The following is a 19,233-nucleotide window of genomic DNA, read 5'->3' on the forward strand; positions in this document are numbered from 1 at the left end:
ATGGTTCAGCCGCTTATTTTGGCATCAGGCTCGGCGATCCGCGCTGAACTTCTACTTCGCGCGAACGTCCCGATCGAGATCTTGCCCGCAACCGTCGACGAGAGCGCGATCAAGGCGTCGCTTCTAGCCGAAGGTGCGTCGCCGCGCGACATCGCCGATGCGTTGGCTGAAGCGAAGGCGCGAAAGATCGCGTCAAAGCGCCCGGAGGCGCTGGTCCTGGGCTGCGACCAGGTTCTGGAGTTCGACGGCACCATCCTCTCGAAGCCCGCGACGGCGGACGATGCTGTTGCGCAGATCCAAGGCCTCCGAGGAAAGCGGCACGACCTTCACTCGGCGGCTGTGGTGTACGAAGGTGCGACCCCCCTTTGGCGCTATGTAGGACACGCTCGGATGTGGATGCGCGACATCTCGGACGCCTATGCCCGCGACTATGTCGACCGCAACTGGGAGAGCATCAGCACCTCTGTCGGCGGCTACAAGATCGAGGAGGAAGGCGTGCGCCTGTTCTCGCGCATCGAAGGTGACCACTTCACGATCCTGGGCCTTCCGCTTCTGCAACTCTTGCCTTGGCTGACAGCCAGAGGCACCCTGCCGGAATGAGCACAAAGCGCATTCCTCTGGCCGGCGTCATCGGGACTCCAATCTCGCATTCGAGATCGCCGCGGCTGCATCAGCATTGGCTGCGGCGCTATGGGATCGCCGGCCACTACATCCCTATGGATATCGCGTCCCCCGACCTCGAAGACGCTCTGAGGGTGCTTCCGAAGGTGGGTTTCGTCGGCCTGAACGTGACGATTCCGCACAAGGAGCACGTCCTCACGATGGCCGACAGCGTCACCGACCGCGCCGCTCTCATCGGGTCGGCGAATACGTTGACCTTTCGCGAGGATGGCAAAATCGTCGCGGACAACACGGATGGTTACGGATTCATCGAGAACCTTCGACAGGGCGCGCCTGACTGGAACGCCGCCGACGGACCGGCGGCTGTCATAGGGGCAGGCGGAGCGGCGCGCGCCGTCATTGCGTCGCTTATCGACGCAGGCGCACAGGAGATCCGGCTGACCAATAGAACCAAGGCGCGGGCGGACACGCTGCGGCGCGAGTTCGGGCACAAGATCGAAGTCATTGACTGGGTGCAGGCGGGCAATGCGCTCGACGGCGCTGCAACCGTGGTGAATGCGTCTTCGCTCGGCATGGTCGGCAAGTCCGAAATGCGGATTCCCCTCGACGGACTGTCCCGCGACGCCGTCGTCACAGACCTTGTCTATGCCCCTCTCGAAACGCCGCTTCTTCAATACGCCCGCGCCTTGGGGTGTCGGACGGTCGACGGCCTCGGGATGCTGCTGCACCAGGCTGCTCCCGGCTTCGAGCGCTGGTTCAACATGAAACCCGAAGTCGACGACGCACTGCGCGACGCTGTTCTGAGGTGAGCCGACCGATCGTCATCGGACTGACCGGCTCGATCGGGATGGGAAAATCGACAACGGCGGCGATGTTTCGCGATCTGGACGTGCCTGTCTGGGACGCCGATGAGGCCGTCCACCGTCTCTATTCAAAGGGAGGCGGCGCTGTTCCACGACTTCGCGCGCTCTGCCCCGACGCTGTCGTCGACGGCGCAATCGACCGAGAGACGCTCTCTGACGCGATAGGGAAAGACCCTGACCTTCTCGCGCTTGTCGAGGCGGCAGTTCACCCGCTGGTCGCAGAGGATCGCGCAAAATTCGTGGCCGGAACGAACGCACCCGTTGTCGTGGTCGACATTCCGCTCCTCTTCGAAATCGGCGCCGAAGCTACAGTGGATATGATCGTCGTCGTCTCCGCACCCGCCGAGGAACAGCGACGGCGCGTCTTGTCGCGTCCGGGCATGACGCCGGACAAATTCGAGCTGATCCTGAACCGCCAGGTTCCTGACGCCGGAAAGAGGGCACGCGCGGACGCCGTGATCGAGACCACATCGCTTGAAGCCGCCCGCGCCGCTGTCCATGATGTGGTCGAGCAGGCAAAGGCATTCGGCAGATGATGCGCGAGATCGTTCTCGACACCGAAACCACCGGACTGGATCCCGAGACTGGCGACCGCATTGTCGAAATCGGCGCGGTCGAACTGCATGGGCACGTCCCGACGGGACGGACCTTTCACCAGTACCTCAACCCCGAGCGCATGGTTCCAAAAGAAGCCATAGACGTCCATGGCCTGACAGACGACTTCCTGCGCGACAAACCTCTGTTCCGCCATGTCGCGAAGGAGTTTCTAGACTTCATCGGTGACGCGAAGCTTGTGATCCACAACGCCGCGTTCGACATGAAATTCCTGAACGCCGAATTGCGCTGGCTCGGGCTTCCCCAGATCCCGTGGGAGCGCGCCGTCGACACCCTGGACATCGCTCGGCGGAAGTTTCCCGGTTCGCCGGCATCGCTGGACGCACTTTGCCGCCGCTACTCCATCGACAACTCGGCAAGAACGCTGCACGGCGCTCTTCTCGACAGCGAGATTCTGGCAGACGTTTATCTTGAACTGATCGGCGGGCGTCAGCCGGACCTTGTCCTAGCCCCAGTCGACCAGAAGCGGACGGGAAGCGATGTGACAGAAGCGTGGCGTCCCCAGCCGCGCCCCCGTCCCCTTCCCGCCCGGCTGACCGAGGCCGAGGTAGCGGCACACGAGGCATTCGTCGGGAAGATGGGGAGTGGGGCGCTTTGGCTGACGTTCAGTTCGCCGGCGTAGGCGTTTCGGTCTTTCCAGCCTGCGCCTGCTGTCTCTGGGCGAGCTGCTGACGGTAGAGTGCGACGAAATCGATCGTGTCCATGTTCAAGGGCGGGAAGCCGCCGTCGCGGGTCACGTCGCTGACGATCCGGCGGACGAACGGGAAGATCATCCGCGGGCATTCGATCAGAAGAAACGGGTGAAGCTGGTCGTCGGCTACGTTTTCGATCTGGAAGAGACCGGAGTACTCGAGCTCGAGCACGAAAAGCACGGCATCGGTGCCCTTGTTCTTCGAGGTGATGTTGAACTTGGTGACCACCTCGTACTGGTTCGCATTCGAGCCCTTGCGAGCGTCGAGGGCGACCTGGACCTGGATGTCGGGCTGCACCTGACCTTCGACCGGTTTGCGGGCCAGGATGTTCTCGAAGGACATGTCGCGGATGAACTGTCCCAGCACCTTCATCTGCGGCATCTGGGGTGTCTGCGGCGCGGCGCCGTTTCCATTTTCGGCCATGAGGCTCTCCGTCTGGATAAAATTCTTGTTCGGACCTCTATAGCGGCGTGGCAGCCTCCCCTCAATGGCGGGTCCAGCCAGAGGGTCCCTTCCGTGGCTCGATCTCCTCGAACTCACCTTCGATCACGTTCGGATCGACTGGGGCCTGCGGCGGCGTACCGTAGTTGAACCGTTCAATGACGACCCGTTTTCGAACGGCACGAAAGATGGATTCGCGGATGCCGGGCACGAGAAGGGCGAAACCGACTGCGTCGGTGAAAAACCCCGGCGTCAGAAGAAGTGCGCCCGAAAACAGGATCATCGCTCCATGCGCGAGAGGTCCGGTCGGATCGCTCAGACGTTCCATCGATCCGCGAAGCTGGGCAAGAACGGCCATGCCCTGGCTTCGGACGAGGAAGGTTCCCAAGACCGCTGTGCCGATCACGATGGCCAGCGTCCACCACAGCCCGATCAGTCCGCCGACCTGGATGAAAAGCGCAATCTCGATGAGCGGAACGAGAAGGAACGGAAGAAAGAGCCGCATGATGTCCTCTTGGTCGCAGGGGGTCCGGTGGACTCGCACCCAATCAGCACCTACATATGGACCCTGATGTCAGAATGCCAAACCCTGTCCCGAGAGAACGCATGAGCTCCTCCTTGATCCAGCTTCTGGTCCTTGCCGGCATTGCCGTGTTTCTGATCCTGCGCCTGCGCAGCGTTCTCGGCACCAGAGAGGGCTTTGAAAAGCCCGCAGTGACGCAAGCCCCCGGCCGTCCGTCTCGTCGCGCCGACTTCGACGTGATCGAGGGCGGACCCGATCACGACATCACCGACCACGTCGAGGATGGGTCGCAAAGCGCCAAGGCTCTGGCAGCCATGAAGATGGCCGAGCCAGGCTTCATGGTGAAGTCGTTCCTCGAAGGGTCCCGTTCGGCCTATGAGATGATCCTCATGGCATTCGAAAGTGGTCATCTGACGCCCGTCCGCGACTTCCTGTCCGACGATATCGAGCAGACGTTCCAGTCCGTCATCGACGCTCGGAAGGCAGAAGGTCTGTCGATTGACGCGAATTTCGTTGGCGTCCGTGAAGTTACGCTGAAGGAAGCCGAGTTCGACCGCCAGACGAGCGAGGGAGAGATCACCGTCCGCTTCGTGGGTGAGCAGACCTCGGTCGTGCGGAACGCCGCAGGCGAAATCGTCGAGGGCAATCCAAGCGAGATCAAACGTCAACGCGACGTCTGGACCTTTGCTCGCAAGATGGGCGTTAACGATCCCAACTGGCAGTTGGTGGCTACCGGCGAATGACCCCTGGCAGCGGTCTTGCTGCGTTCCTGCTCCTGACAGTGTCCGCCCTTCCCCTTCCCCTTTCTGCCGAAGTTAGCCTTCTGGAGTTCTCCGCCTTGAAAGGGTGGGAGTCCGACAACCACGAGGCGGCGCTTGAGGTTTTCCGGTCCACCTGCGAGGACATGACCTTCGGGGACTGGTCCGCCGTGTGCGCTTTGGCAGATCGTGCAACGGACGCCCGCACCTTCTTCGAAACCGTCTTCCGTCCCCTCCTCATCACGGACGGCTCTCCAGCGCTTTTCACTGGATACTACGAGCCCGAGCTTGTCGGATCTCTCAAAGAGAGCGAGCGCTTCAGCGTTCCCCTTTACCGTCGTCCACCCGAGGCGCCCGAAACAGGCGAGTGGTTCAGCCGCAAGGAGATCGAGGACCTGTCCGTCTTGAAGGGGCGCGGCCTGGAAATAGCCTGGGTTGAGGATCCCGTCGAAAAGTTCTTCCTCCAGGTCCAGGGGTCCGGACGGATCAGGCTGGAAGACGGAAGAAGCATTCGCGTCGGCTATGGCGGCAAGAACGGTCACCCTTACCGGTCGATCGGAGAAGAACTGATCCGGCGCGGCGTCTTCGAGGCTCATCAGGTCTCGGCACAAGTCATCCGGACCTGGGTTCGGGACCACCCCGAGGAAGGTGCCGATCTTCTGAACCATAACCCCTCGTACGTCTTCTTCCGCGAAGTCAGCCAGGTTCCCGCCCACATGGGTCCGCTCGGGGCGATGGACCGTTCGATCACGGGCGGCCGCACCATCGCCGTCGATCCCGAGTTCGTGCCCCTCGGGGCACCCGTCTGGATGGAGAAGGACGGCGCTTCGCCCATGCGGCGTCTCATGGTCGCGCAGGACACCGGCTCGGCAATCAGGGGCGCGCAGCGCGGTGACATCTTCTTCGGCACCGGTGGGCAGGCGGGACGACGGGCCGGTCGGGTGCGAGACGGCGGCAGGATGATCGTCCTCTTGCCGATCGAGGAGGCCCTTGCCCGGATCGACGGGTCATGAGCCGGCGTCCCCGGCGGCTGGCTCCAGAGGAGGAGAAGCTGTGGCAACGCGTTGTCCGCACGGCCTCCCCTCTTGATCCGCACAAACCTTCCAGCGCGCTGTCCATGAAACAGCGGCTCGAGTCACGGCCGAAGCCGCTGATCCCCGAACCCGATTTCGACATCAAGCCTTTCCGCGTCGGTGAGACCAGTCAGGCCGCGCTCTCTGGTCCCGCCCGCAGCGACGAGCCTGTCGACCGCCCGATGCGGATGGATCGCAAGGGATTCGGGCGCATGAAGCGAGGCAAGGCAATCCCTGAAGCGCGCATTGATCTCCATGGCATGACGGCCGCAGCGGCCGAAGTCGCGCTTCGGTCTTTCCTCTTGCGTGCGACCTCCGAGGGCCGGCGCCTGGTCCTTGTTATCACCGGTAAAGGCCGCCCTGCCCCCGAACATGACCCAGTTCCCCGGCAGACCGGCGTGTTGAAGCGAGCCGTTCCAGAATGGTTGACGCGACCGCCCCTGTCCCATCTCGTCCTGGACTGGACCGAGGCGCATAGACGTCACGGGGGCTCAGGCGCGCTTTACGTCTACCTCGCCCGCGCTCGGTAACCGACGCCGGGCGGTATCGACGGCTGTCCACAACAGGACGCCTGACGCCGCGAAGTAAACGACGATTCCCAGCATCTGTGTCGGGAAATCAAGCCCCTGGTCGATCAACACGCCCGAGAGGCCCGGACCGACAGCGGATCCGAAGACCATCAGGCTTGTCGCCGCTGCCTTGATCGACCCGATGTGCCGCGTGCCGAAGAACTCGGCCCAGAAGGCCGTCATGATGGTGGCCTGTGTTCCGTGCGCCACCCCGAACAGGACAAAGGCCAGGGCGGCCACGGGAAGCGTTGGCGCCAATGCCAGGACAAGAAAACCCAGAAGCCACGGCACCAGGACGACCCGGATAAGCACTGCCGAGCCAAGCAGGTCGATAAGATACCCCGCGACGAAGGTCATCGCGACCGACACGACGGTCATCAGCGGAACGAGCGCAAGGTATTCTGTCAGCCCCCATCCCTTCACGTCGGCGATATGGACCTGTTGGAAGAACAAGGCCGTGCCCCACGCGGGCGGGCCTAGAAGCATGGGCACGAGCATCCAGAAGAATGCGGATCGAAGGACTTCGGGGCGGGTCCAGTGCCGTCCGTCCATACCGGCCGCGTCGTCTGAATGAGCGAGAGACTGCGGCGTCCGTTCCAAGGTCAGAAGCCACAGGATCAGTGGGAACGTGACCGCGACAAGCGCAGCGGCAAGGAACCACAGGGCGCGCCACCCGTGGGACGGCAAGAGGCTCGCGAAGACCAGCGGCAACGTAGCCTGCCCGATCCAGAAGCCCATGCCGGCAATCGACAACGCAATGCCGCGACGCGCCACGAACCACCGTGCCATCGAGACCGACGCAAGTTGGAACATCATGCCTTGCCCCAGGATTCTCAGAAGGAAGATGGCCGCCAGCAGGCCCGCGACGGACCCGCTCGCCCCCATGACCACGCATGACAGAGCCAACCCGGGCACCACCAGCCAGGCCAGTTGACGAACGCGGAAACGGTCGCTGAGGGCGCCCGCGAAGAACATCACGACGGCAGAAGCCGTCGTCGCGGCAGTATACACCAGGCCCCACTCCCCGTCCGACAGCGCGAAGTCGGCCATGATCGACGCCGCGAAGACCGAAATGAAGAAGGTCTGGCCGTAGCTGGAATTCAGCGTCAGCACGACACCCACGGCCAGGAAACGGGCGTTGTCGCGAACGAAGGTCAGAGCGGTCATTGCCTTCGTCTCTGCCTCTTACCCGTCGATGAAAAGAGACCTTTCCTTGGCTCTACTGCGATAGTGGCGACAGTATCACCTCGGTGACGTTCCGGATTGTCACGACGGTCCCTGGGATGAGCCCGGTACGCCGCCTGTCCTCGTCCCTGAAGGACGAATCCAGGTTGGCCATTCGTCGAAGGATCGGGATCAGGGCAGGAGAGTCCCCAAAGGTGAAATGCCCGGTCCCGAAGGCAGAGATGTCCAGGAGGATAATGTCTAGATCGGCGAGCGCGGACGCGTCGGTAATGCTCCCCAACCGCCCGCTCTCGCCAGAAATGAGGGCCGAAAGTCCGAGCGCTGCATCGCGGTTGGATACGAAGATCACGAAGGGCTGGGGCAAGGGCGATATGCGCGCGACCTGCTGCCGGAAAACTTCCACGTCGATGTCCGGAGAGACCAGAACGACTCCACCGAGCGTCCGCGCGCCCCAGCCCGGATCCGCGATCTCGATCTGGCGCAGGGTCTCCATCGTCAGGTGCGCGCCCAGGGAGTGGGCCACGACCACGAGCCGCTTGTTGGTCACGGGCAAAGACCGAAGCAGGCGCTCAAGCGCATCGCGCGAATACAGCGTGCTGTCCCGGTCATAGGCGTATCCGAGCGGGCTGTTGGCGGAGGGCCAGGCGAACTCAACCGACACACCCGGCAAGTCGAGATCGTGGTTCAATTGCGCCATCCGCATCACACTTTCCGCGTAGGTCGTGTTGAAGCCGTGGATGAACAAGGTGATGGTCCGGTCGTCGACCTTCATTCGGGCAAGGTCCTGCGCGATGGCCGCGGCGAACTGTTCCTCTCCCCGAAATTCCTCGGCCTTCAACGCCATGAAGTGGCGAGCGGGGTCGGGAGCGTTGGTCGGCATCGCAAGCTCACCGGGCGTGTGAGCCTCCGGGATGCGTACCTGATAGCGGAAATGACGGGTCGTCTCACCACGACCTCGCGCAGGCCGACTCTCGATATCACTTCGGTTCGTTGCGACGTAGACCATCGTCGCCGTGCCCTCTGGTGTTCCTTGGGGCACCGACGCCACGGGCAATCGCGGAACACAGGCCGCAAGGATGAGAACGAAGAAAAGGGGTAGCAGACGCATCGAGAGGCAGCCTGACGAAGGGTGTGGCCACTCTGCCCCTTATGCGATTGTCGCGCTAGAGGACGAAGCGGCTCATGTCTGCGCTGCGGGCAAGTTCACCGAGGTTCTTCTCGACGAAGTCGGCATCGACCACAACTTTGTCGCCGGCCCGGTCCGGCGCGGTGAAGCTCAGCTCTTCGAAGACACGCTCCATGACGGTGTAGAGCCGGCGCGCACCGATGTTCTCGATCGACTGGTTCACTTCCGCCGCGATCTTGGCCAGGGCGGCGATCCCCTCTTGGGTGAAGGACACCTCGACCTCCTCGGTGTTCATCAGCGCCGTATACTGAAGCGTCAGAGCGTTGTCCGTTTCAGTCAGGATACGGACGAAGTCATCCTCGGTCAGAGCCCGCAGGTTGACCCGGATCGGAAGACGGCCCTGAAGCTCGGGAAGAAGATCGGACGGTTTGGCGATGTGAAACGCACCCGAAGCGATGAACAGGATGTGGTCTGTCCTCACCGGCCCGTACTTTGTCGATACCGTCGTACCCTCGATCAGAGGAAGCAGGTCGCGCTGAACACCTTCCCGACTGACATCTGCACCCCGAGTCTCTGCCCGCGCGGTGACTTTGTCGATCTCATCCAGGAACACGATGCCGTTCTCCTCGACCGCGAAAATCGCCGCTTTAGTGACTGTTTCGTCGTCGAGAAGCTTGTCTGCCTCTTCTCCGATCAGGATGTCGTAACTTTGCGCGACGGTCATGCGCTTCTTCACGGTGCGTCCGGGGAAGCCCTTTCCGAATAGCGATCCGAGGTCGAGAGCCATCCCCCCCTGCCCCGGCGGCATTCCGGGCATTCCCAGATTCTGGAACGGGTTCGACTGGTCCTTCATCTCAAGCTCGATGACGGTGTCGTCCAGCTCGCCGCGCTTTAGCTTGTCGCGGAACATGTCGCGCGTCTGTTCGCGCGCGCCCTCGCCCGCGATGGCGGCCAGAACACGATTCTCGGCGGCGGCACGGGCGTTGGCCTTCACGTCCTCACGCATATGTTCGCGTGTCATGGTGATAGAGGCTTCGACCAGATCCCGCACGATCTGTTCGACATCACGGCCGACGTAGCCGACTTCGGTAAACTTGGTCGCCTCGACCTTCAAAAACGGCGCGCGGGCAAGCTTCGCCAGACGACGCGAAATCTCGGTCTTGCCGACGCCCGTGGGTCCGATCATCAGGATGTTTTTCGGATACACCTCATCGCGGAGGTCGTCGGGAAGCTGCCGGCGGCGCCAGCGATTTCTCAGCGCGACAGCGACGGCCCGCTTCGCGTCCTTCTGTCCGATGATGAAACGGTCAAGCTCCGAGACGATTTCTCGCGGGGTCAGGTCGGTCATTTCGAGATTGTCTCCACGGTCAGATTGCCGTTGGTGTAGACGCAGATGTCGGCGGCAATGGCCATTGCCCGTCGTGCGACGGACTCTGCGTCGCCATCGCCGTCCATCAGCGCTCGCGCGGCGGCGAGGGCATAGTTTCCACCCGATCCGATCGCGGCGACGTCATGTTCGGGCTCGAGCACATCCCCTGCCCCCGTCACGATGTAAAGTTCTGCGCCATCCGTGACGATCAGCATGGCCTCCAACTTCTGAAGGTACTTGTCCGTGCGCCAATCCTTCGCCAGTTCAACGCAGGCGCGCTGCAACTGACCGGGCGTCGCCTCGAGCTTGGCTTCAAGGCGTTCCAGCAGCGTGAAGGCGTCGGCGGTCGACCCGGCAAAGCCCGCGACCACGTCATAGCCGCCCGGCGAGAGACGACGCACCTTGCGCGCGGTGCCCTTGATGACTGTCTGACCCAGGCTGACCTGTCCATCGCCCGCAACGACGACCGATCCTCCCTTGCGGACCCCGATGATCGTCGTCCCGTGCCAGCCGGGAAAGTCGCTGTCCGCCATGAATGCCTCCATTGTTTGGGGCTATATGCGTACCGGGGCTGGCGACTGCAACCCGGACGCCGACATGCAAAGGGCCGCCCAAAGGCGGCCCTGCGACACGGCACGAAGCCGGTCAGATGGATTCGTCTATCCAGCCCTTCAGTGCTGCCTTGGGTGCGGCGCCCGTCTTGTTCGACACGACCTGGCCGTCCTTGAAGAGGAACAGCGCCGGGATCCCGCGAACACCAAGCTGCGCAGGCGAGTTCGGGTTCTGGTCGACGTTGACCTTGGCGATCTTGATCTTGCCGCCGTATTCGTCCGACAGCTCTTCCAGAGCCGGGCCGATCATCTTGCAGGGACCGCACCATTCGGCCCAGAAGTCGACGACGACCGGAACATCCGAATTGCGGACCTCGGCGTCGAAGGTGTCATCGGTAACGGCAACGGTGGCCATGGCAGGATCCCCTTGTGACTAGGACAACGAACCTAGGAAGCGCTGCCCAGAAGGTCAAGATATGGTGGCGCGACCCAAAGCCGCCCTCACGATACCGTGGGGTAGCGGCATCAGCGTCGCTGTCGCGGTCCAGAGCACCGCGACCTCCACCTCGCGGGCAGGATAGACCTGCTCCAGTGCAAGAAGGTAGGCTCCCATCTGACGGAGGATTCCTTCCGGCGTGTCCTCGGGTCGCGACGGCACGATCGCGTTGGTCTTGAAATCGACGGCCTGCACACGCCTGTCGCCAACCAGCAGGCGGTCGATGGTCCCCGCGATCTCGCGCTCGAAGCCGGGCAAACGAACGGCGATCTCGGCCTCAACCAGCGCTTCGCTAGTGAAAAGGTCCGGCTGCAACGCGAGGTTCCGCAGTGCCTCGTCGAGCAGCTCGTCCACCTCTTCGGTATGCGCAGCATCTGGTCCGCGAGAGAGGAGGCTGTGCGCGAACGCCTCTGGGTGCAGCTTGCCGGGAAGATGCTCGAGGAGAAGGTGAAGCTGGCGTCCGCGACGCTTCGCGGCGTTCTCCGCCAAGGCGCCGCCGCCCAGGACCTTTGCGCCGCCAAGATTGGAGGGAGAAAGAGGCTGAAGCGGCTCGAACAATGGCGCAGGTTGGGTCAGGAAATGCGGCATTTCTCGAGCATCAGAGACCTTTTCGGACGTCGGCAGCTCGTCCAGAGTGGGCCACTCCCCATGTGCCAGACGGAGAATGGTTCCCTCCGGGGTCTCGACCTCGACCCCTCCCGCTGAAGTCACGCCTTCACGCACCAGCCGATGCCAGTCGACGTTTCGAGATGGCGCGCGCGCTTGCTCAACCCCGCAGACGATCAGCCACTTCTCGGCACGCGTCATCGCGACGTAGAGAAGCCGATCTCTCTCTTCATCCTCCGCCGCACGCACGCGGTCACGCGCTTGAGCGATCTCCTCCGTCTCGTGACCGCGCTTGAGCGGCGGCAGAGTGATGCCGTCCTCTGCCACGAGAAGATCGCTCGCGTTTGGACGCGGCGGCGCGGTGGTGTCGGGCAGGATGACGATGGGGCGCTCAAGACCCTTCGCTCCGTGAACGGTCATCACACGGATAAGATCGTCGGCACCATTAGCCTGACGCTTTACCACGATGTCTTCGGTACTCAATCGGTTCAGAAAACCGGTCAGGCTGGGCACATGATCTCGCTCGTACGCCAGCGCCTGGTTCAGAAGTTCGTCTATCCCCTCGCGCGCCTCCAAGCCGATGTGTCCCAGAAGCTTGCGTCGACCGTCATGTCGCGTGAGGATCCGTTCAAGCAACTCGTAGGGTCTCAGGAAGTCGATATCGTCCCTTAGAGACCGGAGAATAGTCACTGTTTCGGGAAAATCGTCGTTTCGACGCAGAAGCTCGCGCCAGAGCGTAGGGGCTGTCCGTCCGTGTGCGAGGTCGAAAAGCTGGCCTTCGCTCCACCCCAGGAGAGGAGATTTCAGTGCTCCCGCTAGGGCAAGGTCGTCGTCGGGAAGAGCCAGGAAAGACAAGAGCGCGGTGAGGTCTTTTACGGCCAGTTCCGCTGCGATCTTCAGACGATCCGCGCCGGCGATCGGCAGTCCCGCCGTCTTGCAGGCAGAGATGATCTGCTCGAACATTTCGCCCCGACTGCGCACGAGGATCATGATGTCCCCCGCCGAAACACACCGCACCCGTCCGGTCTTGTCGCTGATGGCCTCGCCTTCCAGAATCCTGCCGATGAACCTGGCGAGCGACCGGGCGAGGGTGACCTGTGCGCCATCCGGCAAGGGCCGGTCCGCCGGGTCGTGCCACGGGTGAACCTCGGGCTTTTCGGGCGGCGGAACGAGGGGCCACACATCGATGCGGCCCGGCATGTCGCTGTGGAACGCCAGGTGGCTGGCGTCGCTGCCTGTGCCGGTCACACCGTCAAGCGCGAGGGTCGCATCGACGGCGCTCAGGATCGCGGGCGAAGATCGGAAGGAGTGCCTGAGCTCCCGTCGGGACAGCCCTCCGGCCAGTTGCCGCCCGAAGGCGTCGGCCATCCGGTCAAAGCCAGCGGCATCCGCACCCTGGAAACTGTAGATCGACTGCTTCTTGTCTCCCACCACAAACAGTGTTCGCGGTCGGTCTGGCCGCGCGCCTGACGTCAGTTCCTCGGCGAGCGCCCGAATGACCTGCCACTGGCGCGGGCTCGTGTCCTGCGCTTCGTCGACAAGAATGTGTTCCAGCCGCGCATCAAGGCGAAACAGCACCCACGGCAGGGTCGGATCGGTCAGAAGCCGCTGCGCGCGACGGATCAGGTCGTCGAAGTCCAGAAGCGCGCGCTCCTCCTTGGCTGCATTGTAGGCGGGCAACAGGATGCGGGCGAACTCGTGCAACGCCGACATCCGGCGCGCGGCATTCAACGGCACCCAGGCGGCACGCGCCTCCTCGACGCGCAGCATCAGGTCATTGAAGCGGTCGAGGTGCGACTGGAAGGCGCCGTCCCTGAGCGCCCGCGTCGGCTGCCCGTTTATCTTGGCCCGGCACGCGTTTTCGCCCGACTGAAACAGAAGGAACTCGGTCAGTTCCAGAAGAGTGCGCACCGTCTCTCGCGAGCCGCACTCCGAAATCCGGGTGGCCAGCTTCACGTCGTTCGCGCCGCCGGTTGAAAGGAGGGGAACCAGCGACTTGAGGAACGCCAAGTCGCCCGGCTGCAAGGCGCGCGCTACGATGTCCGCTTCTGTCGTCCCCGGCGTCACGCCGCAGCGCGCCGAGATTTCGTCCCGGGACAGGGAGGGAGTGAAGCCGTCCGCGTTCGAGATGACGTCCTTCGCAAGAGAGGAGAGGCTGTCGGCGTTCATGCAGGCCGAGGCTTCGGCCAGGACAGCAGGATGCGATCGGGCGAGGTCGTCGAGGATCTCGGAAATCAAAGCCTCCTGCGCCGTATCGTCCATTTCGACGAACTGGGGTGACGTGCCCGACTCCAGCGGAAATTGGCGCAGGATCGACGCGCAGAGGGAATGGATCGTCTGGATCTTCAGCCCCCCCGGTGCTTCGATGGCGCTTGCGAAAAGTGTTCGCGCCCGGGCGAGGTTGCGGGGCAGGGCCTCGCCAAGGTCGGACAGCGCTAGTCTCAGGCTTGCATCGTCGAGCATCGCCCAGGCCCCAAGCGTCTTGAACAGACGATTCTGCATCTCGCTTGCCGCGGCCTTGGTATAGGTCAGGCAGAGGATGTTCTGCGGTTCGACACCGTTGAGAAGAAGTCGAGCGACGCGGTTCGTCAGCACGCGCGTCTTGCCCGATCCAGCGTTTGCCGAAAGCCAGGTCGATACGGCCGGATCGGCGGCAAGGTTCTGTACGAGCGTCGCCTCGTCCGTCATCCGATCTTCTCCGGAACCGTCGGCTGCGACGGGTCCCATTCGCCTACGCGGGCAAGGTGATCGTAGTCGCCGTCATAGGGAACGAAATCCATCCCGCGTCTCGACGCGAAACCGGTCCCGGCCCGCCCGTAGGCGGTGACGAGGTCGACAAGCTCGCTTAGCACGTCTGCCGTTGTGAATTCGGGAGTATCGATCCCATGTAGGAGGATGCTTGCCTCTTTCGGGCTTCGCCCCGTTCCGATATGGACGATTTCCGCCACGATATCGGGGTCCACGCCCGGAAAGCCGCTGCCCTCGGCCATGACGGCCTCGACGAGAAGCTGCCTGTCGAAGTTGCGAACGTCCTTTGAATCGGGCGGAGAGCCCGTCTTATAGTCGTAAATGACAAGCCCCCCGTCGCGAAGGCGGTCGATGCGGTCGGCCTTGCCGACGATTTCGACCGCTGTCCCGGGAATGACGAATCTGCCCCGCGCCTCGCGTGCGACGCCTGTTGATCGCGCCATGCGGCGGAGCTCACCGTCGATGAGCCAATCGGAGTTCTCGGCAAGTTGACCCCACCAGTGCTGCCGCACCGCGGGCATCGGCACGTTGTGCGACAGCCGGTCTTCGGCGATGTCGCGCAACCGTTTTGCGGCGGTGTCCGCATCGGCAAAGTCCGCGTCCAGAGCAAAGAAACGTTCGAAGATTTCGTGGAAGACCGTCCCCTTCATCCGCGCGTCGGGTCGCGTCAGGAACGGCGGCAACGGGTTCAGGCCCAGAATCCGTCGCGCATAGACGGCGTAGGGGTCGAGCACGAGGGTGCGCAACTCGGTCACCGAGTATTTCTTCGCACGGGCCGCAACGGGCGGGGCGGGGCAGGGGCGTCTTGGAGCCTGGGTCCGCCTGACGGTCGGAGAATCCAGGGCCGCGGAGTGCGACAGGAAGACGTCGCCGCGCAGACGCATCTGGCGAAGCGCCTCAGGTCCGTTCTGCTCGGGCAGTCCCGAAAGAAGGTTCGTCAGACGATTGAGCCAACGCGACGGGACGGTCTCGCTCTCTTCGGTTCTGGCCGCGCGGGACAGGACAACCTCGGGTGCTGCGACGGCCTGCTGATAGTCATGCGCCGCAAGGCCGATCTCGCGTTCCGGCAAGAGAAGCCCCAGGGCCGCGCGCATCCTTCTGTTCAACCACGGATCGGGCGATGGCTGCTCGGGCCACACGCCTTCGTTGAGACCGCCGAGGATCACCCGTTCCGCACCCTGAACGCGCGCCTCGAGGGTGCCCCAGATCATGACGCCTGTATGCGCGCGGTCCAGTTCACGCGCGCTTTCCGCCGCCAGGGCCTTGTCGAGAAGCCGGCCGTAATCGAACAGCGCGATGTCGCCGGTGAAGCTCGTCTCGGCCAGGAAGGTGTCGATGACGGCGCGGACGGCGCGCCCGGTGGCATCGTCCCAGAGGGACGGGGGGTGGCTGCCGAATCCGGACGCAATCTTCTCGGCCAGTGAGACATGCAGCGCGGCGAGTCCCGCAAGGTCACGCGGGGGCGCATCTGCCAGCGCGTCGAGGACCCCTGAGAGCCACCTCGTCCATGCCTCGGGCAAACCGGCGCCTTCGGCCAACGTCCCGACGCTGTCCAACGTGACAAAGGCAATGTTCTTCCGACGCAGCGCCACTTCAAGCGACTGCGCCGCAAGCATGTGAGGACCGCGTTCGGGCCCGGCGGCAACAAACGGATGCTTGAGCAGCGCGATTAGGTCGGCGGCGTGGACGGGCTTCGCGATCAATTGAACGGTCTGACGCAGGAAACGCCCCGACGCCGTCAGCGACAGGGGCACTCCCGCGCTGTTGTCGGGCACGATATCCCATCTCTCCATGGCAGCTGCGACGCGTCGTCCCAGCATCAGGTCGGGTGTGATGAGCGCCGCTGTCCGACCTTGATGAACGGCTTCCCTCAATGCAACGGCGATGGCTCCGGCTTCGTCCGCAGGCTGGGGCGCCTCGATCAGGGCAAGGCCCGACGTGGCAGACAAGAGATCACCCAGATCAGGCCCTTCGGACAGCCATTGGTCGGACACATGGGCGGGGCGAAGCGATAGCGAGATCAGGCGGTTGCGCGCGGGGTCGGGCGGCGTGCCAAGAGGCAGGACATCGCCGGCCGTCAACTCCAACGAATGCAAGAACATCGCGAATCTGTACTGGGGATGATCGTCCGAGCCGGGGCGCGACAGCAAAGACGACCAGATGTTCTCCGGCAGGTCCCGATCGAACCCCGGCAACACGACGGCGCCGAGGGGGAGCCCGGCGACAGTCCGCATGAGTTCGGCTGTCGGCGCCCTCGATCCCGTGGAACCAGCGACGATGACGGGATAGGGCGGCGGGGTCCTCCGCCATGCGTCGCACAGCATGAGGATGGCTTGGCGGCGCCTCGCCTCCGCGTCCATACCGTGTTCGGAAATACTGTCGAGATAGGTTCCGGTCACCTTCAGGAAGGCGAGGCTGCGCGCCCAGTGTGCCGACTCGTCGCCGACGTCGATGGCGTCGAGAGCCTCCACCGGCACGCCTTCGCCCTGCATCTCGTCCAGAAGCCGCGCCAGGCTGTCAGCCAGGTCAATCGCTGCGGCGCGTGGCGCAAGGGTCGGATCGCGGTCGATCAGCGCCTTCACCAGTTCCGCCATTTCCAGTCTGCGCCGCAAAGAAGAGACCGCGGACGGCAGGTCGAGGCCGGGAAGGACCCGATCGACCTCGGTCACCAGTCCGATTCGGGGCAGTAGAAGGGGTCCTGCCTTTGCGAAAAGTGACGAAAGCCTGCGCTGCATGCGCCGCGTGTTTACCAGGATGCGAACACGGGCCAATTCCTCTGGGGAACGCCCTGCGTGATAGGCCAAAAGCCTTTCGACCAGAAGCTTCGGAAAGTCGGCTCCGGGCGGAACGCCGAAGACGCGAGGCGTGTCGCGGGGCTCAAACATTGCTCAAGAGGCGTTCCGCTTTGGCAAGGCCCGCAGCATCCCCGGCCTCGCAGAAGACCCCGTCATAGACGACGCCATGCAGCCCGCCATCCTCCGCCAGAAGGTCCCAGTAGCGGTTGAGTGAAAAAACCTCGTCTCCGATTTCGTCCAGCCTGTCGGTCCGGATGATCTGGAGGCCCGTGTAGACATAATCGCCCCTCCGCTCGAGTCGGCCGCCATTCAGGCCGAAATCTCCCCGGGCGCCGGCAGCGGGCGAGACCAGAAGCAAGGCGTTCATGTCAGCCTTCCAGGCTTTGATCAGCGTGGCGGCCGGATTGCGCCCGATCCAGATCGCGTCCGAGTTGGCCGTCATGACCGGGCCGGGACCAAGAAGGGGCAGCGCCGCCTTCAGACCGCCGCCCGTCTCCAGGATCTGCGGATCTTCGCGGCTTATAACGACACCGGAAGCTTCGAGATGCGGGGCGATGCGGTCGTGCAGATGGTGCGTGTTCGCGACGATGCGCGTAAGGCCCGCCTCTTTCAGGATGCCGATGGTATGGTCGATCATCGGGCGCCCGCGAAGGGGAAGCATCGGTTTGGGCGTGTGGCGCGTCACATCCCCCATCCGCGTCCCGAAACCGGCGGCAAAGATCATGGCGGCCCGTGGTCGCGTCATGCGGGAACGCCTTCGGGCAGCGCGGCGAGAGTGGCCTCTCGAACCGCATCGAATTGCGGATGGTCCAGAGCCTCGACCAGATAGCGACGGACGCGCGGAACCTTCGGCAAATGTTGCGGACGCCCCTGCGCGGCGGCGCGATGGAAGATGCCGAGGATGCGAAGGTTGCGCTGCGCGGAATAGGCGGAGAAAGCAGGAAGCAGTGTCCGCATGTCGTCCCCGCTTCGGCGGGCATAGTTTTCTATGACCCTGGCGCGCCTGTCGCGCGGCACCTCGGTACGTGCGTCTGTGAGCAGGGACACCAGATCGTAGACGGGATGGGCGAGGAAGGCGTCCTGGAAGTCGATCAGACCCATCCGCCGCACGCCCTGCCGGTCCGGAAGCCACAGGATGTTGTCGGCGTGGAAATCGCGCAGCGAGACGGTGACGGGTCCGTCCAGCTTCAACAGGATGGCTTGAAGACAATCGCGGAAAAGCGCGAGCGCGTGACCGTCTGCCCCGGGATAGAAGTCGTCGGCAAGCGACGTCATGGCGGCAAGATCGCGCGGGTCGGGGCAGGGCAGGTCGGGCGGAATACCGTTTCGAAGCGTCAGAAGAAGGTCGACGGCGGCAGTGTCGAACTCGGCTTCGAATGCAGGGTCGGACGCCAGCAGTTTCGTCGCCGAGTAATTGCCGAAGTCTTCGCAGAGAAGCAGACCGTCGTCCTCGCGTCCGAACAGGATCGCTGGCGCTGACACCCCGGAGACAGTCAGCCAGTCGCCGACGCGCACAAAACGCCGCGCGACATCCCGGTCCGAGCGTGAATCCATCAGGATCGCACTCTGTCTGCCCTCCTTCAGGCGGAAATAGCTGCGTGGGGACAAGTCGCCCTCAACGGCCTCGAACGAGGCGCGGCTCCATCCTGCGTCCGTGGCGAAATCGCGCAGCGCTTCGTCCGGCTCAGGCATCGACCGTCCCGAGGCGCCCGACCCAGGTCCAGCGAGGGTCGCGCCACGCAAACGAAGCGCGCCGGCCGTCGCCCTCGATGGACATCGTGACGCTCAAGGCGTCTTGCGGTACATCCGAGCCAAGGCGGTCTGGCCATTCGACCAGAACGACCGCGTCTTCGAACGCCGCGTCGAGACCCAGTTCCGCGACCTCGCCCGCCTCGGACAGCCGATAGAGGTCGGCGTGCCAAATCTCGGACTCGCCGTCGTCGTAGGTCTGAACAAGAGTGTATGTCGGCGAGGGCACATCCTCGACCTGACAGAGACGCGACATCCGGGATTGAATCACCGCGCGCGCAAGACTTGTCTTGCCGGCGCCGATCGGACCGTCCAGCAAGACGACGCAGCCCGGACCAAGCTTTCGGGCTAGTGTTTCGCCTAAGGCGCGGGTGTCCTCGTCGGTGGCGAGATAGACGGATGCGGTCGTGTCCATGACCCCGCCAAGATGGAGTCGGGGACGCCGGGCCGCAA

The 19,233-nt window shown here is 63.6% G+C and carries 19 protein-coding genes; 7 read left to right on the top strand and 12 right to left on the bottom strand.

Going from position 1 to position 19,233, the window contains the following annotated elements; genetic code table 11:
- Genes C8D95_RS10860 through dnaQ form a run of 4 tightly spaced genes read left to right on the top strand, consistent with a single transcriptional unit; the run spans position 1 to position 2,721 of the window.
- Entirely contained in the window at positions 1-600 is a 600-nt protein-coding gene (locus C8D95_RS10860; RefSeq protein WP_109759207.1) for a Maf family protein, read from the top strand.
- Positions 597-1,430, top strand: a complete 834-nt coding sequence (locus C8D95_RS10865; protein ID WP_109759208.1) for a shikimate dehydrogenase — start codon at positions 597-599, stop codon at positions 1,428-1,430. Before C8D95_RS10860 ends, C8D95_RS10865 begins: the two co-directional genes overlap by 4 nt.
- The gene (gene coaE, locus C8D95_RS10870; RefSeq protein WP_109759209.1) at positions 1,427-2,020 is read left to right on the top strand and encodes a dephospho-CoA kinase; all 594 of its coding nucleotides are present in this window, start codon (positions 1,427-1,429) and stop codon (positions 2,018-2,020) included. The genes C8D95_RS10865 and coaE overlap by 4 nt, the downstream gene beginning before the upstream one ends.
- Positions 2,020-2,721, top strand: a complete 702-nt coding sequence (dnaQ, locus tag C8D95_RS10875; protein WP_109759372.1) for a DNA polymerase III subunit epsilon — start codon at positions 2,020-2,022, stop codon at positions 2,719-2,721. Before coaE ends, dnaQ begins: the two co-directional genes overlap by 1 nt.
- On the opposite strand, the gene secB is transcribed toward dnaQ, so the two are convergent.
- Positions 2,705-3,214 carry a protein-export chaperone SecB gene (secB, locus tag C8D95_RS10880; protein WP_109759210.1) on the bottom strand — a complete coding sequence of 170 codons (510 nt, stop codon included), beginning with the start codon at positions 3,212-3,214 and terminating at the stop codon, positions 2,705-2,707. The two genes, dnaQ and secB, sit on opposite strands and share 17 nt — an antisense overlap.
- Before the next feature lie 61 nt (positions 3,215-3,275).
- A complete protein-coding gene (locus C8D95_RS10885) occupies positions 3,276-3,737 on the bottom strand; it encodes an FxsA family protein (RefSeq protein ID WP_109759211.1) in 462 nt (153 codons plus the stop codon).
- A 101-nt stretch (positions 3,738-3,838) separates the two neighbouring features.
- Between C8D95_RS10885 and C8D95_RS10890 the strand changes: the two genes are divergently transcribed.
- The 3 genes from C8D95_RS10890 to C8D95_RS22505 all read left to right on the top strand — a co-directional run bounded on the left by C8D95_RS10890 (position 3,839) and on the right by C8D95_RS22505 (position 6,116).
- Complete coding sequence (locus C8D95_RS10890) at positions 3,839-4,498, top strand: Tim44/TimA family putative adaptor protein (protein ID WP_109759212.1); 660 nt, start codon at positions 3,839-3,841, stop codon at positions 4,496-4,498.
- Entirely contained in the window at positions 4,495-5,526 is a 1,032-nt protein-coding gene (gene mltA / locus C8D95_RS10895) for a murein transglycosylase A (RefSeq protein WP_109759213.1), read from the top strand. The genes C8D95_RS10890 and mltA overlap by 4 nt, the downstream gene beginning before the upstream one ends.
- A gap of 320 nt (positions 5,527-5,846) precedes the next feature.
- Positions 5,847-6,116: a Smr/MutS family protein gene (locus C8D95_RS22505; RefSeq protein ID WP_241239926.1), complete on the top strand. Its 270-nt coding sequence runs from the start codon at positions 5,847-5,849 to the stop codon at positions 6,114-6,116.
- Here the strand turns inward: C8D95_RS22505 and C8D95_RS10905 are convergent.
- The 10 genes from C8D95_RS10905 to tsaE all read right to left on the bottom strand — a co-directional run bounded on the left by C8D95_RS10905 (position 6,078) and on the right by tsaE (position 19,195).
- Positions 6,078-7,322 (bottom strand): MFS transporter, encoded by a 1,245-nt coding sequence (locus tag C8D95_RS10905; RefSeq protein ID WP_109759215.1) that lies wholly within the window; start codon positions 7,320-7,322, stop codon positions 6,078-6,080. The genes C8D95_RS22505 and C8D95_RS10905 overlap by 39 nt on opposite strands.
- 52 nt (positions 7,323-7,374) lie before the next feature.
- Positions 7,375-8,448 carry an alpha/beta hydrolase gene (locus C8D95_RS10910; protein WP_109759216.1) on the bottom strand — a complete coding sequence of 358 codons (1,074 nt, stop codon included), beginning with the start codon at positions 8,446-8,448 and terminating at the stop codon, positions 7,375-7,377.
- Positions 8,449-8,503: 55 nt separating this feature from the next.
- The gene (gene hslU / locus C8D95_RS10915) at positions 8,504-9,814 is read right to left on the bottom strand and encodes an ATP-dependent protease ATPase subunit HslU (protein ID WP_109759217.1); all 1,311 of its coding nucleotides are present in this window, start codon (positions 9,812-9,814) and stop codon (positions 8,504-8,506) included.
- On the bottom strand, positions 9,811-10,368 hold the full coding sequence (gene hslV / locus C8D95_RS10920) for an ATP-dependent protease subunit HslV (RefSeq protein ID WP_109759218.1): 558 nt from the start codon (positions 10,366-10,368) through the stop codon (positions 9,811-9,813). Before hslV ends, hslU begins: the two co-directional genes overlap by 4 nt.
- Before the next feature lie 112 nt (positions 10,369-10,480).
- Complete coding sequence (gene trxA / locus C8D95_RS10925) at positions 10,481-10,801, bottom strand: thioredoxin (RefSeq protein ID WP_109759219.1); 321 nt, start codon at positions 10,799-10,801, stop codon at positions 10,481-10,483.
- A 54-nt stretch (positions 10,802-10,855) separates the two neighbouring features.
- Positions 10,856-14,176, bottom strand: coding sequence for a double-strand break repair helicase AddA (gene addA / locus C8D95_RS10930; protein ID WP_109759220.1), 3,321 nt, complete (start codon positions 14,174-14,176; stop codon positions 10,856-10,858).
- Positions 14,173-16,905, bottom strand: coding sequence for a PD-(D/E)XK nuclease family protein (locus tag C8D95_RS10935; RefSeq protein ID WP_206508382.1), 2,733 nt, complete (start codon positions 16,903-16,905; stop codon positions 14,173-14,175). Before C8D95_RS10935 ends, addA begins: the two co-directional genes overlap by 4 nt.
- 208 nt (positions 16,906-17,113) lie before the next feature.
- Positions 17,114-17,776: a nucleotidyltransferase family protein gene (locus C8D95_RS10940; RefSeq protein WP_109759222.1), complete on the bottom strand. Its 663-nt coding sequence runs from the start codon at positions 17,774-17,776 to the stop codon at positions 17,114-17,116.
- Entirely contained in the window at positions 17,773-18,723 is a 951-nt protein-coding gene (locus C8D95_RS10945) for an aminoglycoside phosphotransferase family protein (protein ID WP_109759223.1), read from the bottom strand. The genes C8D95_RS10940 and C8D95_RS10945 overlap by 4 nt, the downstream gene beginning before the upstream one ends.
- On the bottom strand, positions 18,716-19,195 hold the full coding sequence (gene tsaE, locus C8D95_RS10950) for a tRNA (adenosine(37)-N6)-threonylcarbamoyltransferase complex ATPase subunit type 1 TsaE (RefSeq protein WP_109759224.1): 480 nt from the start codon (positions 19,193-19,195) through the stop codon (positions 18,716-18,718). Before tsaE ends, C8D95_RS10945 begins: the two co-directional genes overlap by 8 nt.
- Positions 19,196-19,233 lie beyond the last annotated feature (38 nt).

It is taken from the genome of Silicimonas algicola, from assembly GCF_003148765.1.
GTDB classification, from domain to species: Bacteria; Pseudomonadota; Alphaproteobacteria; order Rhodobacterales; family Rhodobacteraceae; genus Silicimonas; species Silicimonas algicola.